The sequence below is a fragment of the Nocardia sp. CY41 genome, from assembly GCF_009829325.1.
In the GTDB taxonomy this organism is placed as follows: Bacteria; Actinomycetota; Actinomycetes; order Mycobacteriales; family Mycobacteriaceae; genus Nocardia.
In genome coordinates, this window is record NZ_VUOS01000012.1 from 149,574 (window position 1) to 165,467 (window position 15,894).

19 protein-coding genes are annotated in these 15,894 nt (G+C 69.0%); 10 read left to right on the top strand and 9 right to left on the bottom strand.

Annotated features, from left to right (window positions below):
- Nucleotides 1-8 precede the first annotated feature (8 nt).
- The 3 genes from GVY64_RS14420 to GVY64_RS14430 all read right to left on the bottom strand — a co-directional run bounded on the left by GVY64_RS14420 (nucleotide 9) and on the right by GVY64_RS14430 (nucleotide 3,614).
- Nucleotides 9-1,259 carry a saccharopine dehydrogenase family protein gene (locus tag GVY64_RS14420; RefSeq protein ID WP_159841546.1) on the bottom strand — a complete coding sequence of 417 codons (1,251 nt, stop codon included), beginning with the start codon at nucleotides 1,257-1,259 and terminating at the stop codon, nucleotides 9-11.
- A 36-nt stretch (nucleotides 1,260-1,295) separates the two neighbouring features.
- Nucleotides 1,296-2,708 (bottom strand): ABC1 kinase family protein, encoded by a 1,413-nt coding sequence (locus tag GVY64_RS14425; RefSeq protein WP_159841548.1) that lies wholly within the window; start codon nucleotides 2,706-2,708, stop codon nucleotides 1,296-1,298.
- Between the two features lie 222 nt (nucleotides 2,709-2,930).
- A complete protein-coding gene (locus GVY64_RS14430; RefSeq protein ID WP_159841550.1) occupies nucleotides 2,931-3,614 on the bottom strand; it encodes a TetR/AcrR family transcriptional regulator in 684 nt (227 codons plus the stop codon).
- Nucleotides 3,615-3,832: 218 nt separating this feature from the next.
- Here GVY64_RS14430 and GVY64_RS14435 point away from each other — a divergent pair, with 218 nt between their 5' ends.
- From GVY64_RS14435 to GVY64_RS14455, 5 genes are all read left to right on the top strand, one after another.
- Nucleotides 3,833-5,167, top strand: coding sequence for a DUF445 family protein (locus GVY64_RS14435; RefSeq protein WP_201298012.1), 1,335 nt, complete (start codon nucleotides 3,833-3,835; stop codon nucleotides 5,165-5,167).
- A gap of 104 nt (nucleotides 5,168-5,271) precedes the next feature.
- Entirely contained in the window at nucleotides 5,272-5,778 is a 507-nt protein-coding gene (locus GVY64_RS14440; RefSeq protein WP_159841552.1) for a helix-turn-helix domain-containing protein, read from the top strand.
- Entirely contained in the window at nucleotides 5,775-6,464 is a 690-nt protein-coding gene (locus GVY64_RS14445) for a heparin-binding hemagglutinin (protein ID WP_159841554.1), read from the top strand. Before GVY64_RS14440 ends, GVY64_RS14445 begins: the two co-directional genes overlap by 4 nt.
- 82 nt (nucleotides 6,465-6,546) lie before the next feature.
- A complete protein-coding gene (locus GVY64_RS14450; protein WP_040870424.1) occupies nucleotides 6,547-6,837 on the top strand; it encodes a DUF2516 family protein in 291 nt (96 codons plus the stop codon).
- Nucleotides 6,838-6,929: 92 nt separating this feature from the next.
- Nucleotides 6,930-7,973, top strand: a complete 1,044-nt coding sequence (locus GVY64_RS14455) for an alpha/beta fold hydrolase (protein ID WP_159841556.1) — start codon at nucleotides 6,930-6,932, stop codon at nucleotides 7,971-7,973.
- A gap of 19 nt (nucleotides 7,974-7,992) precedes the next feature.
- Here the strand turns inward: GVY64_RS14455 and purU are convergent, their stop codons facing one another.
- On the bottom strand, nucleotides 7,993-8,883 hold the full coding sequence (gene purU / locus GVY64_RS14460) for a formyltetrahydrofolate deformylase (protein WP_159841558.1): 891 nt from the start codon (nucleotides 8,881-8,883) through the stop codon (nucleotides 7,993-7,995).
- A 148-nt stretch (nucleotides 8,884-9,031) separates the two neighbouring features.
- Here purU and GVY64_RS14465 point away from each other — a divergent pair, with 148 nt between their 5' ends.
- Both GVY64_RS14465 and GVY64_RS14470 read left to right on the top strand, forming a co-directional pair.
- Nucleotides 9,032-9,283, top strand: a complete 252-nt coding sequence (locus tag GVY64_RS14465) for a FitA-like ribbon-helix-helix domain-containing protein (RefSeq protein ID WP_159841560.1) — start codon at nucleotides 9,032-9,034, stop codon at nucleotides 9,281-9,283.
- Nucleotides 9,280-9,696: a type II toxin-antitoxin system VapC family toxin gene (locus GVY64_RS14470; protein WP_159841562.1), complete on the top strand. Its 417-nt coding sequence runs from the start codon at nucleotides 9,280-9,282 to the stop codon at nucleotides 9,694-9,696. Before GVY64_RS14465 ends, GVY64_RS14470 begins: the two co-directional genes overlap by 4 nt.
- A gap of 114 nt (nucleotides 9,697-9,810) precedes the next feature.
- On the opposite strand, the gene GVY64_RS14475 is transcribed toward GVY64_RS14470, so the two are convergent.
- Complete coding sequence (locus tag GVY64_RS14475) at nucleotides 9,811-10,353, bottom strand: GNAT family N-acetyltransferase (RefSeq protein ID WP_159841778.1); 543 nt, start codon at nucleotides 10,351-10,353, stop codon at nucleotides 9,811-9,813.
- A 154-nt stretch (nucleotides 10,354-10,507) separates the two neighbouring features.
- On the opposite strand from GVY64_RS14475, the gene deoC reads away from it, so the two are divergent.
- A complete protein-coding gene (gene deoC, locus GVY64_RS14480) occupies nucleotides 10,508-11,176 on the top strand; it encodes a deoxyribose-phosphate aldolase (RefSeq protein WP_159841564.1) in 669 nt (222 codons plus the stop codon).
- Nucleotides 11,177-11,247: 71 nt separating this feature from the next.
- On the opposite strand, the gene GVY64_RS14485 is transcribed toward deoC, so the two are convergent.
- A complete protein-coding gene (locus tag GVY64_RS14485; RefSeq protein WP_201298013.1) occupies nucleotides 11,248-11,970 on the bottom strand; it encodes an LmeA family phospholipid-binding protein in 723 nt (240 codons plus the stop codon).
- A 99-nt stretch (nucleotides 11,971-12,069) separates the two neighbouring features.
- Between GVY64_RS14485 and GVY64_RS14490 the strand changes: the two genes are divergently transcribed.
- A complete protein-coding gene (locus tag GVY64_RS14490; protein ID WP_159841566.1) occupies nucleotides 12,070-12,678 on the top strand; it encodes a type IV toxin-antitoxin system AbiEi family antitoxin domain-containing protein in 609 nt (202 codons plus the stop codon).
- Between the two features lie 12 nt (nucleotides 12,679-12,690).
- On the opposite strand, the gene GVY64_RS14495 is transcribed toward GVY64_RS14490, so the two are convergent.
- The 3 genes from GVY64_RS14495 to GVY64_RS14505 all read right to left on the bottom strand — a co-directional run bounded on the left by GVY64_RS14495 (nucleotide 12,691) and on the right by GVY64_RS14505 (nucleotide 14,595).
- Nucleotides 12,691-13,497: a class I SAM-dependent methyltransferase gene (locus tag GVY64_RS14495; RefSeq protein ID WP_159841568.1), complete on the bottom strand. Its 807-nt coding sequence runs from the start codon at nucleotides 13,495-13,497 to the stop codon at nucleotides 12,691-12,693.
- Nucleotides 13,467-13,988 carry a DUF2505 domain-containing protein gene (locus GVY64_RS14500; protein ID WP_159841570.1) on the bottom strand — a complete coding sequence of 174 codons (522 nt, stop codon included), beginning with the start codon at nucleotides 13,986-13,988 and terminating at the stop codon, nucleotides 13,467-13,469. The genes GVY64_RS14495 and GVY64_RS14500 overlap by 31 nt, the downstream gene beginning before the upstream one ends.
- Nucleotides 13,989-14,109: 121 nt before the next feature.
- Nucleotides 14,110-14,595, bottom strand: coding sequence for a DUF2505 domain-containing protein (locus tag GVY64_RS14505; protein WP_159841572.1), 486 nt, complete (start codon nucleotides 14,593-14,595; stop codon nucleotides 14,110-14,112).
- Nucleotides 14,596-14,794: 199 nt separating this feature from the next.
- Here GVY64_RS14505 and GVY64_RS14510 point away from each other — a divergent pair, with 199 nt between their 5' ends.
- Nucleotides 14,795-15,889, top strand: a complete 1,095-nt coding sequence (locus GVY64_RS14510) for a UDP-N-acetylmuramate dehydrogenase (protein WP_442939583.1) — start codon at nucleotides 14,795-14,797, stop codon at nucleotides 15,887-15,889.
- The last annotated feature ends 5 nt before the right edge of the window (nucleotides 15,890-15,894 follow it).

The following is a 15,894-nucleotide window of genomic DNA, read 5'->3' on the forward strand; positions in this document are numbered from 1 at the left end:
CGAGTCCCTCAGGCCCGGTCCACGGTGATGGTCATGCCCGCCGCGCGCAACCGCTCGGTCAGCGCGTCACCCATCGCGGCGGCGGGCGTGAGGATGCCCGCGAGTTCGGGTTGCTTGTCGGTGTCGAACGCCAGGCACAGGCCGCTCTCGCCGAGCAGCACCGCGGTGGCCTGGTAGCCCGGGTCGCCGGTGCCGGAGAAGGTGGCCACGTACTTCGCGCCGGAGGTGGTGTGCGCGAACGTCTTCATGGTGAACCAGCCGCTCTTGCGAGCCTTTTCGTCCGGTCCGGTGCCCGGCTTGGGCAGCACGCGGTCCAGCAGCTTGCGGCCCGCGGCCGCCCGGGACAGCAGCGCGCCCGCGGTCATGCCCGCCACGATGCCGCCCGCCATGCCCGCCGCCACCAGTGGCGCCACCCGCGACTTCCCCGCGCTCATCACTTCGCGGTAGCGGAAGTTCTTGCCGTAGACCCAGCCGAGCAGTCCGTTGGTGCGGCGCACGACTTTCGTGTTGTGCGTGGCCATCACGAACGTGCTCACCCATCCGTCCAGGCTCGGGTCGATGGCGCTGGCTCGCGACAGCGCCTGATCGGACTGGCGGCCGACGTCGGGATCCATCGCCTTGTCCGGGCTCAGCGAGTACGGGTGCGACAGCACCTTGCCCTTGGCCGGGTCGGCGGCGATCGCCTCCATCATGGCGCGGCCGGAATCGATGGTGCCGCCGCTGACGCCGCCCTTGAGCGAAGCCACCAGCGTGGTGTCGACGAGTTCACCGGCGTTGTCCTCGACCGTGCGGCGATAGAGCTGGTACACGCTCAGATCCGACGGAATCGAGTCGTAGCCGCAGGAGTTCACGATCTTCGCGCCCGTGGCGACGGCCTGTTCGTGATAGGCGTCGATGGCGTCGCGGATGAACAGCGGCTCACCGGTGAGGTCGGCGTAGTGGGTGCCGGCCTTGGCGCACGCCGCCACCAGCGGCATCCCGTAGCGCAGGTACGGGCCGACCGTGGTGACGAGGACCTTGGTGCGCACCGCCAGCGCGTCCAGCGCGGCCTGGTCGGTCGAGTCGGCCACCACCAGGTCCCAGCCCGCGGCCTTCGGGCCGAGATCGGCACGAACCGACGTCAGCTTGTCCAGTGACCGCCCCGCCAGCGCGATCCGGGCGGATTCCGGCGCGGCCCCGAGGAGGTACTCCGCGGTGAGTTTGCCGACGAAACCCGTCGCGCCGAAGAGGACTAGGTCGAATTCCCGTGTGTCTGCCATGGTCTTCCGTTCTGGGGTCGGGTCGCCGGTCGGCGGCTACTTCGTGGTCTTCTTGCGCGGCCGTTGCGGCGCGGCAGTGGGACGGTCGGCGAGCCAGGCGTGATGGGCCCGGCCGAGCTCGGTGACCGGCGGTTCGTCGTAGAGCCATTCCCGGGCGACGCGATGCCAGTTCGCGGTGCAACCGAGCTGACCGAGCATGCCGAAGGTCAGGAAGTCGGCGCGGCGCGAGAAGAGGTGTTCCGGCGGCAGATTCTGCTGCTTCATGCCGGTGAACTCGCTGGCCCTCGGGTCCACCGCGAGCAGGAACGCACCGCTGGCCAATTCGGGGGTGATGGTCAGTTCCTCGTCGACCAGACACCATTCCGAGGCGGCCAGCACGTATTCCAGGCACTCCTCGGCGCCGATCTCCTGCGGCGAGTCGATGACGCCGCGCCGGATCATCAGCTCGCGCAGGTCTTCGGCGCGATCCTCGGCGGCGGCGCGCAGACAGACCAGTTCGAACTGCACGTGCTCGGCGTCCATCCGGTTGAACAATCCGAAATCCAGGAAGCCGACCCGGCCGTCGGCGGCCAGCAGGACGTTGCCGGGATGGGGGTCGCCGCAGAACTCGTTGAAGGTGAACAACGATCCCACGTAGAACCGGTAGATGATCTCGCCGATCCGGTCGCGCTCCGCCTGCGGCAGCTGCCGGATCGCGTCGAAGCCCTGGCCCTCCACGTACTCGGTGACCAGCACCCGCGTGGTGGAGAACTCCGGCAGCGAGCGCGGCACGATGACGAACGGGTGCCCGGCGTACAACTCGGCGATCTGCAGCTGGGTGGCCGCCTCGGCCCGATAGTCGAGTTCGGCTTCCATGTTCAGCCGCAGCTCGTCCAGTACCGCGGGCGTCACCCAGGGCATCGCGGACTGCAGCACGCGCCGGAACATCGCGAGATTCTTCAGATCCGCCCGTACCGCGGCGTCGATGCCCGGGTACTGCACCTTGACCGCGACCTGGCGACCGTCGTGCAGCCGCGCCCGGTACACCTGGCCGATCGAGGCGGCGGCGACCGGCTCGGCGTCGAACTCGGCGAAGACCGCGTCGAGCGGCTTGCCGAAGTCGTCCTCGATGACCTGGCGCATGGCCGCGAAGGAGACCGTCGGGGCCGCGTTGCGCAGCACGGCCAGGCGTTTCTGGAATCGTTCCCGGTGGTCTTCGGGCACCAGATCCAGGTCGAGCACCGACATCATCTGGCCGAGCTTCATGGCCACGCCCTTCATGGTGCCCAGCACCGTGACCACTTGCTCGGTGGTGCGAATCATGGATTCCTCGGCCATCTTCGCCCGGACGGCCTCGGATCTGCCCCGCATGGTCAGTCGCGTGCGCTGGGTGCGAAGCACGGAACTGGCAGCCACCGCGCCCAGTTTCGTGCCACGAGCAAGCCGAGAAGTCGGTACTTGCTTCGCCATCGAGGTACCTCCGTTGGTGCCGCGGTCGTAGCGACGGACACGCAGGCGGCGACGCACGGAACCGGGAGGTCCCGCGTGGACCGCCGTCGAGTACGGCGCAGGCGGTGACGCAGCGCACTCGGCGCACCGCTCGGGTTCAGACTAGCCAAGGTTTCGACAAAGTCGAGAGTGGCAGTGAACTTTTGCAAGCGGTCCAGCTAGCGGCCGGGGCGAAGGGCCGATTCAGTCTTGCGCGGGCGACTCGGGCACGGGCAACACATGCTGCTGCGCGTTGAACGCCGCGGGCGAACCGCCGGCGCGGGCCATGCCATCGATCGCGCTCCAGGCCAGCATGGTGAGGTAGTCGATCACGTCCTCGCGCGACAGCGACTTGTTGGTGGTCCACCAGTGCGTCGCCAGCTGGATGCCGCCGACCAGCACGTACGACGCCAGCGCCGCGCCCTCGGTCGCCACGCCCCGATCCTTGGCGCGTTCGGTGATGACCGCGCACACCACCTCGGCGAAGAGCTTCTCGAACTCCGCGAGCGAGGACTGGTCGGCCGAGCCGTTGCCCATGATGAACCGGTAGACCTCGGGATCCTCGTCCACCGTCCCGACGTACTCGGCCAGCGCGGAGCGGACCAGCTGATACTCGTCGGCGTCCAGGCTGATCGCGCCGTACACCCGCGGCATCAGCGTGGTCTCGATGAACCGCTGCATGGTCGCGTGGACCAGGTCGTTCTTGTCGGAGAAATAGCGGTAGAGCACGGTCTTGGAGACGCCGATCTCCGCGGCGATCTCGTCCATGCCCGCGTTGGAGCCGCGGGCGCGTACGGCGGCGAGGGTGCCGTCGACGAGCTCCTCGCGGCGATCGATCTTGTGTTGCCGCCACCGGCGCTTGCGGCCGTCCATCCGGCCGCCGCGCACCGCCGACGGTCGCTCGCCGATATCGACAAGGTCTTCGGTGGACAGCGTGGGCTCCCTCGTTCGTATGTGCTCCGGTGGCTACCAGCTTAGGTCCCCGTTACCCGTGATATGCGCTTTTGGGCCCGGATGCGGCGGGAACCACAGTGTCGGGCGCGTCTGGCGTGTCCCGCTCCGCTCGCCCGCTCGCCCATTTCGCCGCGCACAGCAGAATGGGAGGCATGGAGAAAGCTCCCGGCAACACCGCGGTGGCGGACGCCCCCGCCGCGCCTGCCGCCGCGCCCTTCGGCTTCGCCGCTGTGCTCGACGAGGCGGCCAAGCGTCGTGACCTCTGGCGGATGAAGGCGCTGGCCACCGGCCTGCTCGCCCTGGCAACCGCGATCTATCTGTTCTGTCGCTGGACCGAATCGCGCGGAGCGGGTGGCGACTGGGTCGGCTACCTGCGCGCCGCGTCCGAGGCGGGCATGGTCGGCGCGCTGGCGGACTGGTTCGCGGTGACCGCCTTGTTCCGTCACCCACTCGGCCTGCCCATTCCGCACACGGCGATCATCCGGCGCAAGAAAGACCAGCTCGGCGCCAGTCTCGGCACCTTCGTCGGCACGAACTTCCTCGCACCGGAGGTGGTGTCGGCGAAGCTGAGTTCCGCTCGGATATCCCTGCGGGTCGGGCGCTGGATGGCGGACCCCGGTCATGCCGCGCGGGTGGCGCAGGAGAGCTCGACGCTCCTGCGGGCCGTGGTCGGCGTGCTGCGCGACGAGGACGTGGAACAGGTCATCGACAACACCATCGTCAAACGGATCGCCGAGCCGCTGTGGGGCCCGCCGATCGGGCGCGTGCTGGCGGAACTGCTGGCCGACAACCGGCAGCTCGCGCTGCTGGATCTGCTTGCCGAGCGCGCGCACCAGTGGGCGCTCGGCTCCCAGGAGACGATCGACCGGATCGTGCTGCGCGACGCTCCGCAATGGGCGCCGAAATTCGTCAACATCCTGCTTTCGGAACGGATCTATCGCGAGCTGGTCGAGTTCACCTGGAAAATCCGCTCCAATCCGGAGCACGAAGTGCGCCTCGCCGCGAATCGGTTCCTGGAGGAATTCGCCGAGGACCTGCAATTCGACGACGCCATGATCAAGAAGGCGGAGCGCATCAAGGCGCAGATCATGGGCCGCGAGGAGATCACCGGACTGGCCTCGGCCACGTGGCGCGCGGCGAAGCGGCTGATCCTGGAGTCCGCCGACGATCCGGGCAGCACGCTGCGGCGCAAGGTCGCCGAGAACGTGCAACAGCTCGGCGAGCGGTTGCGCGACGACGCGGACATGCGGGCCAACGTCGACGGCTGGATCGATCGCGGCGCGCGGTACTTGGTGGAAAACTATGCCGGTGAGATCAGCACCCTGGTCACCGACACGGTTGCCCGGTGGGATGCCGACGAAGCGAGTAAGAAGATCGAATTGCAGGTCGGCCGGGATCTGCAATTCATCCGGATCAACGGAACCGTGGTCGGTTCGCTTGCCGGACTGGCGATCTACACGATTTCCCATCTGATGTTCGGCGGCTGATCCGCGGCACGCGGAACGTTTGCCGAAACACTGCTAGCAGACTGCTTGCAATAGCTAGCACCCTGACCTAGAATCGAACCCGTACAACCGCCAGAAGGTGAGTGATGGCAGACCAGCCCGAGGTTTCCGCCGAGTACACCGACAGATCGGACGAGCACTCGTCCGGCGTCGGAGAACGAGCGGGTCGCGTCGTCAACGCGGCGCACGACATCGGAGGCTTCATCAGGGCGCAGCGGGAAGCCGCGCAAGTCTCGCTGCGTCAGCTCGCCCAGCTGGCGGGGGTGAGCAATCCGTACCTCAGTCAGATCGAGCGCGGACTGCGTAATCCGTCCGCCGAAGTGCTCACGCAGATCGCGAAAGCGCTGCGGGTCTCCTCGGAGGTCTTGTACGTACGGGCCGGCTATCTCGAGCAGCGGCCGCACAGTCCGGTCCGGGACGCCCTGCTCGCCGACACATCGATCAGTGAGCGGCAGAAGCAGGTGCTGCTGGACATCTATGAGTCGTTTCGCCGGGAAAACGGAGGAAACGAGGCAGGGGGGGACGTATGGGACAGCGACGTTCCGCGCACGACAACCGACACTCCGCCACGCCAGGAGAACGAAACCTTATGACCGAGAAGAACGCCACCGTCACCAAGCCCTTGCTCGCCACCGTCGGTGCGGGTGACGCCCTCTACGCCGCCGTGAACGACGTGTTCGCCCAGGTGCGCGAGCGCGCGGCCGCCACCGAGGTGCAGGCCCGGGTGGAGGAGGCGCGCGAGCGCTTCGCCAACGTCCCCGCCGACGTGCAGGCGCAGTTCGACACGCTGCGCGAGCGGCTGTCCGGACTGCCGTCGGAGCTGCCGGACGACCTCGCCGAGCTGCGCGAGAAGTTCACCGCCGAGGAACTGCGCGCCCTGGCCGAGAAGTACTACCGGCAGGCGCTCGACATCTACGCCGACCTCGCCGCCCGCGGTGAGGAGACCATCGAGCGGCTGCGCGCCAACCAGGCCGTCGAGGAGCGGATCGGCAAGGTCGAGACCCTCTACGGCGACGCCGTGAGCCGCGCCGAGGACGTGGTCGGGCGCGTCAACGGACTGCTCGGCCGCCCGGCCAAGGTGGACACCGAGGCCGAGGTGGAAACCGAGGCGGACATCGTCTCGGCGCCGGTCGTCGAGGCCGAGGTCGTCGAGGTGACCACCGAGTCCACCCCGGCTCCCGTCACGAACGGCGCGGCGAAGAAGGCTCCGGCCAAGAAGGCCGCCACGCCCGCCGCCAAGAAGGCTCCGGCGAAGAAGGCCGCCCCCAAGAAGGCCTGAACGGCCCGCCGCTGAGGCGATTCGACGCCCTCGCGCACCCCTGGTGCGCGGGGGCGTTGCTTCTATGATGGGTGGGGTGAATATGGTGCACGGATTGACCGGGATGATCCTGCTGGTGCTGTGGCTGGCGGCGCTCGGTGCGACGATTTTCGCGCTGATCCACGCCGTGCGTCAGCGTCCGGACGCGTTCACCGCGGTGGACAAGCTGACCAAGCCGATCTGGCTGGCGATTCTCGGGGCGGCTGTGCTCGTGCTTCTTCTCTCGCCCGCGGGGCTGGGCCTGCTGTCCTTCGCGGCGATCATCGCCACGGGCGTCTACCTGGCCGATGTGCGGCCCAAGGTGGACGAGGTGCAGCGCGGTCCGCGCTGGTGAGAGGGAAGACTGCCGACAGGTAAGGGTGCTTGCACTAGCAAGCGGCGCGAATCGGGGTTACTGTATCTAGCAGTAACACAAAGGAGTGTCCGATGCGTGCCATGCTGCCGACCGCGTTGACGAGCTTCCCGGGACTGCTCCGGAGCTTGCGCGCCGCGCACAGCGCCGACCTGCGTTCGCGTACCTACCAGACCGCCGCGTTCAATCCACCGGCCGCGCCGCGCGAGGTGATCCCGGTCCGCGCCGGAGACGGAGCGCGGCTGCGGGTCCACGCCTATGGTCCGCCGGACAAGCAGGCCGTCGTGCTCGTACACGGCTGGACCTGCTGCCTCGAGTACTGGAACCCGCAGATCAACGCGTTCGCCGGCGATTATCGCGTGATCGTCTACGACCAGCGCGGCCACGGCGAGAGCGAATACGGCTCGAGCGAGCTCACCATGGACCTGCTGGCCGACGACTTGGCCGCGGTGCTCGACGCCGCGCTCGCACCCGGGCAGCGGGCCGTGCTGGTCGGCCACAGTCTCGGCGGCATGACGCTGCAGGCGTGGGCGGGACGTCACCCGGAGCAGGTCGCGCGCCGAGCCCTCGCGGTGCTGCTCACCAACACCGCGGCCGATCGGCTGATCCTGGAGACCACGGTGGTGCCGCTGCTCAACCGGCCGATGCGGCTGCTGCAACTGAAAGTGCCGCTGCCGTTCCTGTTCGGCAGGCTCGGCCTGGGCGCTCCGATCGTCTTCCCGCCCATCGCGCCGGTGCGCTGGCTGTTCGCGCGCCAGATCCTCAGCACCGCGGCGAAAGGCGACCTGCTGGACTTCAGCATGGCCATCGTGCGGTCGTGCCCGGCCTGGGTGCGGTCCAAGTTCGGGTTCCTGCTCGCCACGATGGACGTCGGGGAGGCGGCCAGGAGCTTGGTGGTGCCCACGACGGTGCTGTCGGGGCAGTTCGACGACATGACGCCGCCGGTCCACTCCGAACGCATCGTCGAGCTGCTCCGGCAGACCGGCAGCCTCGTGCGCTACCAAGTGCTGCCCACCGGCCATCTCGGGAACGTCGAGGCCTACGAGCGGTTCAACGAGGAACTCGCCCGCGTCCTCGCCGCGGCGGGCAAGTCCGCCCGCGCCGACCTGGCGGGCTGACGCGCCGAGGGCGCGCCGGTCAGGAGAAGACCACCGTCCGGCGGCCGTGCACCAGGACGCGTCCTTCCAGATGCCAGCGCAGCCCGCGCGCGAGCACCACCCGCTCGATGTCGCGGCCCTGGCGCACCATGTCGCGCACTTCGTCCGCGTGGTCGATGCGGATGACGTCCTGTTCGATGATCGGGCCCGCGTCCAGTTCGGCGGTCACGTAGTGACAGGTCGCGCCGATCAGCTTCACCCCGCGGGCGAACGCCTGGTGGTAGGGGCGGGCGCCGACGAACGAGGGCAAGAAGCTGTGGTGGATGTTGATGGCCTTGCCCGCCCAGTGCTCGCACAGTTCGGCGGGCAACACCTGCATGAACCGCGCCAGCACCACCGCGTGCGGGTCGTGCGCGTCCACCAGGGCGCGGACCTCCTCGAACGCGGGACCGCGCTCGGCCGGGTCCTTCGGGAACGGCACGTGATGGAACTTCACCCCGTGCGCCTCGGTCATCGCCGCCAGATCCGGGTGGTTGCCGATCACCGCCTCGATGGTGGCGGGCAGCTCACCGCTGGCCGCGCGCCCCAGCAGGTCGTGCAGGCAGTGCCCGTCCTTGCTGACCAGCAGTACCGCCCGGCGGCGCGACCGGGAGTCCAGCAGCTGCCATTCGGTCTCCGGCCCCAGGCCGGCCGCTACCCCGGCGAACCGGTCCCGCAGTTCCGCGATCCCGAACGGCACCGTCGCGGCCTTGATCGCCTGGCGCGTGAAGAACCAGCCCGTCTCCACGTCGGAGTGATACCCCGCCTCCACGATCGAGCCGCCGAACTCGGCGATGAACGACGTGATCCCGGCGATGATGCCCGGCCGATCCTTGCAGCCGAGCGTCAGCACGTAACGGCGATCGTCCAGAACGGGAGAAGCGGAACTCATGCGTACATCTTCCCAGGTGCGCCGCGCACGGCTCGCCGCACCTTCGTCCGGGTGCGCGTGAAGCTGTTCTGCGGCTCAGTGCCGTCTACACTTGCAGGCAATGAAGGCATTGGCGCTATTGCCGTCAACCGGGAGTGGGTGAGTGGATATGGCAAGGCTGACCGTTCGTGATCTACCTGACGAGGTGCGCGAGGCGTTGCGTGTGCGTGCCGCACAGCACGGGCGCAGTACCGAGGCGGAAGTCCGGGCAATCCTCATCGAAGCCGTCACTCCCGTGGCGCCGGTCGAACTCGGGACATTGCTGGCCGAGATCGGGCGCGAAGTCGAACTCACCGACGACGAGTTCGACGCGCTGAACGCTCGGGATCGACGGCCGGTCCTCCCGGTGGAGTTCGAGTGATCGTTCTCCATACAAACGTGATTTCCGAACCGCTGCGCAAGGCACCGGACCCTGGCGTAGTCGCTTGGATCAACGCTCAACCTTTGCGCACTCTGTACCTGTCGGCCGTCACCGTGGCCGAGCTACGGTTCGGGATTGCCGCGATGCCTTCTGGCAGGCGGCGAGACAATCTGCGCGAAAAATTCGAAGCTCGCGTGTTGCCACTGTTCGCAGGGCGAGTCCTCGCCTTCGATGTCACCACCTCCGCGGTGTACGCGGAACTCATGGCCGCGGCCCGCGCCAGTGGAGCCGCGATCGGCACTGCCGACGGCTATATCGCGGCTACCGCCAGCGCTGCGCGGATGGCCGTCGCCACTCGCGATACCGCGCCATTCCGAGCTGCTGGAGTGCCCGTCATCGATCCGTGGGCCTAGCGCCGTCGCGCTGGTACTGAGGATGGGCGTGGAACTCGCACCGGGTCGGCGCGCGGGATATTTCAGAGCCCAGGTCGTCTGCGCAACCCGGGCGTCTGAACTCAATGGTGGCGCTCAAAGGTTGTAAAACGGCTCCGCGTAATGGAACTCGCCGACGATTCGGGAATCGTAGGCGGACAGGGAGCGGACCTGGAAGTGGCTGATCCAAGCCGGGTCGTCCGGTGTGATGCCGAGGCGGGCGGCGGGGACGAAACCGAAGCGGGGATAGAACTCCAGGCTGCCGAGCAGGCCGATGAGGGGCTCGTCGAGGGCGTCGGCGGCGCCCAAGGCCGCGTGCATGAGGGCCGAGCCGACTCCAGCGCCTTGGTGATCGGCGAGGACGCCGACCGGACCGAGTGCCAGCACTGGGAACGGGCCGACGGCGGCTCTGGTCAGGCACAGGTGGCCCACCACGCTGTCGTGCTCGATCGCCACCAGCGACAGGGTGGGGATCCAGCCGTCGTCGCTGCGCAACTGCGCGACCAAGTCCACCTCGGGCGGATCCGCGCCGAGGCGGTCACCGGAAGTACCGGCAGAGGCATAGTGCGGTGCGAAGGCACTGCGATGCACCGCCGCGATCGCAGCGGCGTCGTCGGCGCGTTCGCGACGGATCAGCACGGTCGTCTCCTCCCGAACGAAGTAGGCCCATCCGCACACGTTGGTCAGTCGACCGTGGCGTCCCGCTCTCCGATGCGCCATCAGCTACGAGTGTGCGGGAAGTGCCGCCAGGCGCGCAACGGAATTCGCGTCGGGTGTGCCAGACTCTGGACCCATGGCAAGTTCCACGTCGCTGACCAGGTCCGAAGTGGCCGCCATGATCGATCACACACTGCTCGCCCCGGAGGCGACGCGCGATGAGGTGGACGCGCTGGTCGAGGACGCGCGGGCGTTGGGCGTGCTCGCGATCTGCGTGTCGCCGTCCATGTTGCCGGTGCGCGCGCCCGGGCTGGTGGTCGCCACCGTCGCCGGATTCCCTTCCGGCAAGCATCATTCGCTGGTGAAGGGCGCCGAGGCGCGGCTCGCGGTGGACCAGGGCGCCGCCGAGGTCGACATGGTCATCGACGTCGGCGCGGCCCGCGCGGGTGATTACACCGCGGTGCTCGCCGACATCGTCACGGTGCGCGAGGCGGTGGGCGATCGGGCGCTGCTGAAAGTGATCATCGAATCCGCCGCGCTGCCGGACGAGGCGATCGTGCAGGTGTGCCGGGTCGCCGAACGCGCGGGAGCCGATTTCGTGAAGACCTCCACGGGATTTCATCCCGCGGGCGGCGCGAGCGCCCACGCGGTGGGATTGATGGCCGAGACGGTCGGCGGCCGGCTCGGCGTCAAGGCCAGCGGCGGCATCCGGACCGCGGAGGCGGCGGCGGAGATGATCGCGGCGGGCGCGACCCGGCTCGGACTGTCCAGGTCGCGCGACGTGCTCGACGGTTTCCCGGCCTGACCGGAGCCGGACGGCTTCGCGGCTGTCCGGTTCGCCGGCGAGCATCCCGGAGCTGTTGTGGCGCGGCGTGTTCAGCAGCGCATGTCGGAGCTGTTGCCGGCGGACTCGAGTTGGGTACGCCCACCCGACAGATGGACGTCGACGCCCGAGTCGGTGACCTTCACCTCGGTCGCCGTCATGCCGAGCGGATAGCTCTGCAGGCTCTGGGTGAACAGGTCGACGATGCTCTGCACGAAATCGGCGGGCAAGCCGATGCCGAGGAGTTCCGCCGACATCGTTTCCACCTGCACGGCGCCGTTCACGATCTGCGGCTTCAGCTGGAGTTCGGCGATGCCGCCGAGCACCGCCAGGGTCAGCATGCCGGAATCCGCCGAGGAGGTCACACCGCTGACCATGCCTCCGAGGGTCTCCTTGATTCCTTCGTTGCTCCAGGTGACGTCGGCGGAGGAGCTGCCGATCACGCTGCCGTTGGGGTCGGCGACGTCGACGTCGTGGAAGACGGCGTGCACCCCCATCCCGACGGCGGGGCCGAACTTGGAGTCGGCGCTGTTCACCCGCACCGACGGCACCTTGCCGTCGATCCAAGTGACCAGCATCGGCTTGGGCCCGAAGCTCACGTCGATCTTCGATCCCATTTCCTTCTCGAACTGCGAGCTGATGCAGCTCGAGACCGTGTGCCTGGCGTAGGCCTCGCCGCCGACCAGCACCGTGGCGAGCAGAACCGCTACCACGGTCAGGGCGATCAGCAGGCCTCGCCGGGTGATCCTCGAGGTGGAGGTTGCGTTCGTACTCATGGTCAAAATTCTTCCCGACCTTTCTGAGCCGTCTCTGTGGAGGCAGTGAGGGGTTCGAATGTGACATGAAGCACAAAATCCGAGCGTAGCCTGATCTCCATGGCCGGCGATGTGGCAAGCCGCGCGATCGGATCCGCGGAACAAGGATGGCGTGTTCTGCGCCGTTGGGCCGGTCGGCACGCCGGTTTCTTCACCACTCGGCAGGTGCTGCGCACGGGGTGCGGGGAGCGGGTGCGCGCAGCCCTCGGCGACGGTTCGGTGACCAGGGCGGGAACCGGCATGTTGCGGTTGGCGGGGTGGCCGGACGGCCCCCTGGACGAATACGCGATGTGGGCGGCCTGGTTCGACGGCGCCGCGGTCGTCTCCCACCAGAGTGCGGCGGAACTGCACGGCCTCGGCAGCCTGTGCCCGCGTTTCCTGCACCTGTCGGTGCGCACGGGACGTCCGCCGGTCACGCCGCGGCTGGCGGTGGTGCGCCGGTCGCTCCCCGGCGGCGACGTGGAATCGGCGGGCCCGTTCCTGGTGACGACGCCGGTGCGCACGGTGCTCGACCTGGCCGAGGCCGATATCGGCCAAGCAGCTCTGAACGAGGTGGTCGCCGACGCGGTCGCCATCCACCGGTGCGCGGGTGAGGAGATCACCGACGCCGGGTCGCGCTTGTCGCCGCGCGCCGCGCGACGGATATACCAGGCGCTCGCCGTAGCGTGACGAAACCGGCCCTCAGCCCGCACCGAGCGGAGCGACGGCCCGCCACGGCACCGAGAGCACGTTGTCGCGCAGGCGACGGCGGTAGTGGCGGATCGGGAAGCCTTCGGCGCGCAGCGCCTGCGCCGCCGAGCGCCAGCGGACGCGAGGACCGAAAGGCGCCATCGGCGCCGCGCGGGCCCACGCGCGATCGGCGGCGGCGAGCAGCGCGTGAATCGGCTCGCCCGGGACGTTGCGGTGGATCAGCGCCTTCGGCAAGCGTTCGGCGAGATCGGAGGGCCGCTCGACGGTGAACGGGTCCCAGGCCAGCGTGAGCGAGCGCGGCCCGTCGCGGTCGAGCAGGACCCAAGCGCACCGCCTGCCCAATTCGTCACAGGTACCGTCGACCAGCAGACCGTCCGGCGCCAGTCCGGCCAGCACGGTCGACCACGCCTCCGGAACCGCCGATTCCGGATACTGCCGCAGCACGTTGAAGGCACGCACCAGAACGGGTCGCAACCCGGCCAGTTCGAAGCCGCCGCGCGCGAAGGTGACGCCGTCGCGGCCGGGCACCACGCGCTGCGGATCGATCTCGAGCCCGACCACCCGCACGTCGGCGCGGATTGTGCGCAGCCGCGCGGCCAGCTCGAACGTGGTCCAGGGGCTCGCACCGTAGCCGAGGTCGACCACCAGCGGATCGGCGGCGGCACGCAGCCGGTCGGCGACGAATTCGTCGTTGATCAGCCAGCGGTCGCTGCGGCGGAGACGGTTGACGGCGGTGGTGCCACGGGTGATGGTGCCGACCGGTTTGGTCAGCGAGTGGAGTGCTGTTCTTCCAGCCACCGCACCGTGAACTCTGCCTCGCCACGGAACAGGTCGACCAGGTTGACCAGCATCAGCTGTTCCAGGCGCGGCCCGACCATGGGAATGAACACCTTCGCCTCCGACGAGAAGCGCATGGTGCAGCCGGTCTCGGTGGGGAACAGGCGGATGGCGCCGCCGAGGCTGCCGGGCCCCGCCGGAATGGACGCCGAGTACTTGCCGGTGGTCTCTTCCGCGTCGTACGGGCTGTAGGACTCCTTGCGGGTGATCACCATGTCCTTGCGCATCACCGTCTGGGCGATCTCCGGCAGCATGTCGCGGGGCAGGACGTGATGCAGTTCGACGTCGATGCCACCGTCGCCCGCCTCCAACCGGACCACCTGGTTGCCGGGAGTGAGCTTCCGCATCTCTTCCATCCGCGCTTCCCAGTAGTCGCGGTTCGACAGCGCCGCGTACAGCTCTTTCGTGGTGTGCAGCGGATAGCGGGCGGAGTAGTCCAATCGGCGTGCCATGGGCTCACACGTTACTGGGTGCGACGGCGGCGACCTCGGCGGGCGGGGGGAGTGCCCAATAGCCACGAATGCCGGGGCCGCATGGTGTGACGTGGAACAATACCCGCGCGCCCCGGGCGGATCAGTGCTCGGCGAGCCAGGTGCCGGTGAATTCGGCCTCGTTCTTCAGCAGCTCGGTCAGGTGCTCCGCGATCGCCTTCTCGATCTTGCCGCCGAACAGCGGAATCTTCACCTCGATGGTGCCGTCGACCGTGGCGACGGCGCCGGAGCCCTCGGCGGCCAGCCCGATGGTGCCGCGCACCTCGGCGGGCGCGCCCTCGACGCGGGCCTCGAAGGTGGCCTCGTCCCCGGTCCACTGTTCGACGCGCGGGATGATCAGATCACCGGGGCGCACCGCGGTGATCGCGGGCGGCAGCTGTTCGGCGGCGATGGCCTGCACCATCTCGACGCGCACCTGATCACCGCTGACGGTGACCGAATCCAGCCGGGCGTTGGGGCCACCGACCGCCGCGATGCGATCCTTCCAGTACTGGTCGTTCGCGAACGCCGCGCGCACCGCGGCGGGCGGATGGGAGTAGTGGGCCGTGTACGCCAGCGGTGTAGCCATGGGTGCACACGCTACCGTGTGGCGTTCGAGCCGCACGAGTCGTGCCGCCGGAGCCGCTAGCGGTGGAAATATGCCGTCGAGTAGCTGTCAGCGGGCGCTACAACTGGGCAATTCGAGCTTCCGGAGTGCAGTCTGCGAGCTGCGCGAGGCGGAATACGCGAGCGTGCGGTCGTCAGGGCGCACGCTACCGTTGAGCACCGTGCGAACTTCACGAGTGGTGCCGTCGGACCTCCTCGCCGGTACCGGTGCGCGGCTGCGCGCCGACGTGCGGCTTTCGGAGTTGACCACCTTGCGGGTGGGCGGCCCCGCTCTGGTCGCCGAATGCGCGACAACCGAGGCGCTGGTCGCGACGGTGCGCGCGCTGGACGCGGCGGGCGTCCCGGTACTGCTGCTCGCGGGCGGCTCCAATCTGCTCGTGGGTGACGAGGGCTTCGACGGCGTGGTGGTGCGGGTCGCCACCACCGGTGTCGAGATCGGCGACGGCGGCGTGCTCGCCGAGGCCGGCGCGAACTGGGACGACGTGGTGCGCGCGACGGTCGCCGCAGGTCTCGGCGGACTGGAGTGCCTGTCCGGGATTCCCGGCTCGGCCGGTGCGACGCCCGTGCAGAACGTGGGAGCCTACGGCGCGGAGGTGGCGAACCTGCTGCGCCGGGTTCGCCTGCTGGACCGCGCCGCCGGGGAGATCCGCTGGGTGGAACCGGGCGAACTCGGGTTCGGTTACCGCACCAGCGTGCTCAAGCATCGCGACGACGCCGTGGTGCTCGCGGTCGAATTCGCCTTGCGCCGTGATGGTTCCAGCGTGCCGCTGCGGTACGGCGAACTGGCTTCGGCGCTGGGCGCCGCGGACGGCGAGTCCCGGCCCGCGGCGCAGGTCAGGGACGCGGTGCTGCGGTTGCGCGCGGGCAAAGGCATGGTGCTCGATCCCGCCGACCACGACACCTGGAGCGCGGGATCGTTCTTCACCAACCCGGTGGTCGCGCCGGAACGGGAGGCGCAGGTGCGCGCCATGATCGCCGCGCACGTCGGCGACGTCGCGGTTCCCACCTACCCGGCGCCGGACGGGGTCAAGTTCTCCGCGGGCTGGCTGATCGAGCGGGCCGGGTTCGCCAAGGGGTTCCCCGGCGACGGGGCGCCCGCCCGGCTGTCCACGAAACACACACTGGCGCTGACCAATCGGGGCGCCGCCAGTGCGGCCGATCTGGTGGCGCTGGCCCGGACGGTCCGCGACGGCGTCGCCGAGCGTTTCGGGATCCGCCTGGAACCGGAACCGGTCACCGTCGGCATCACGCTCTGACGCTG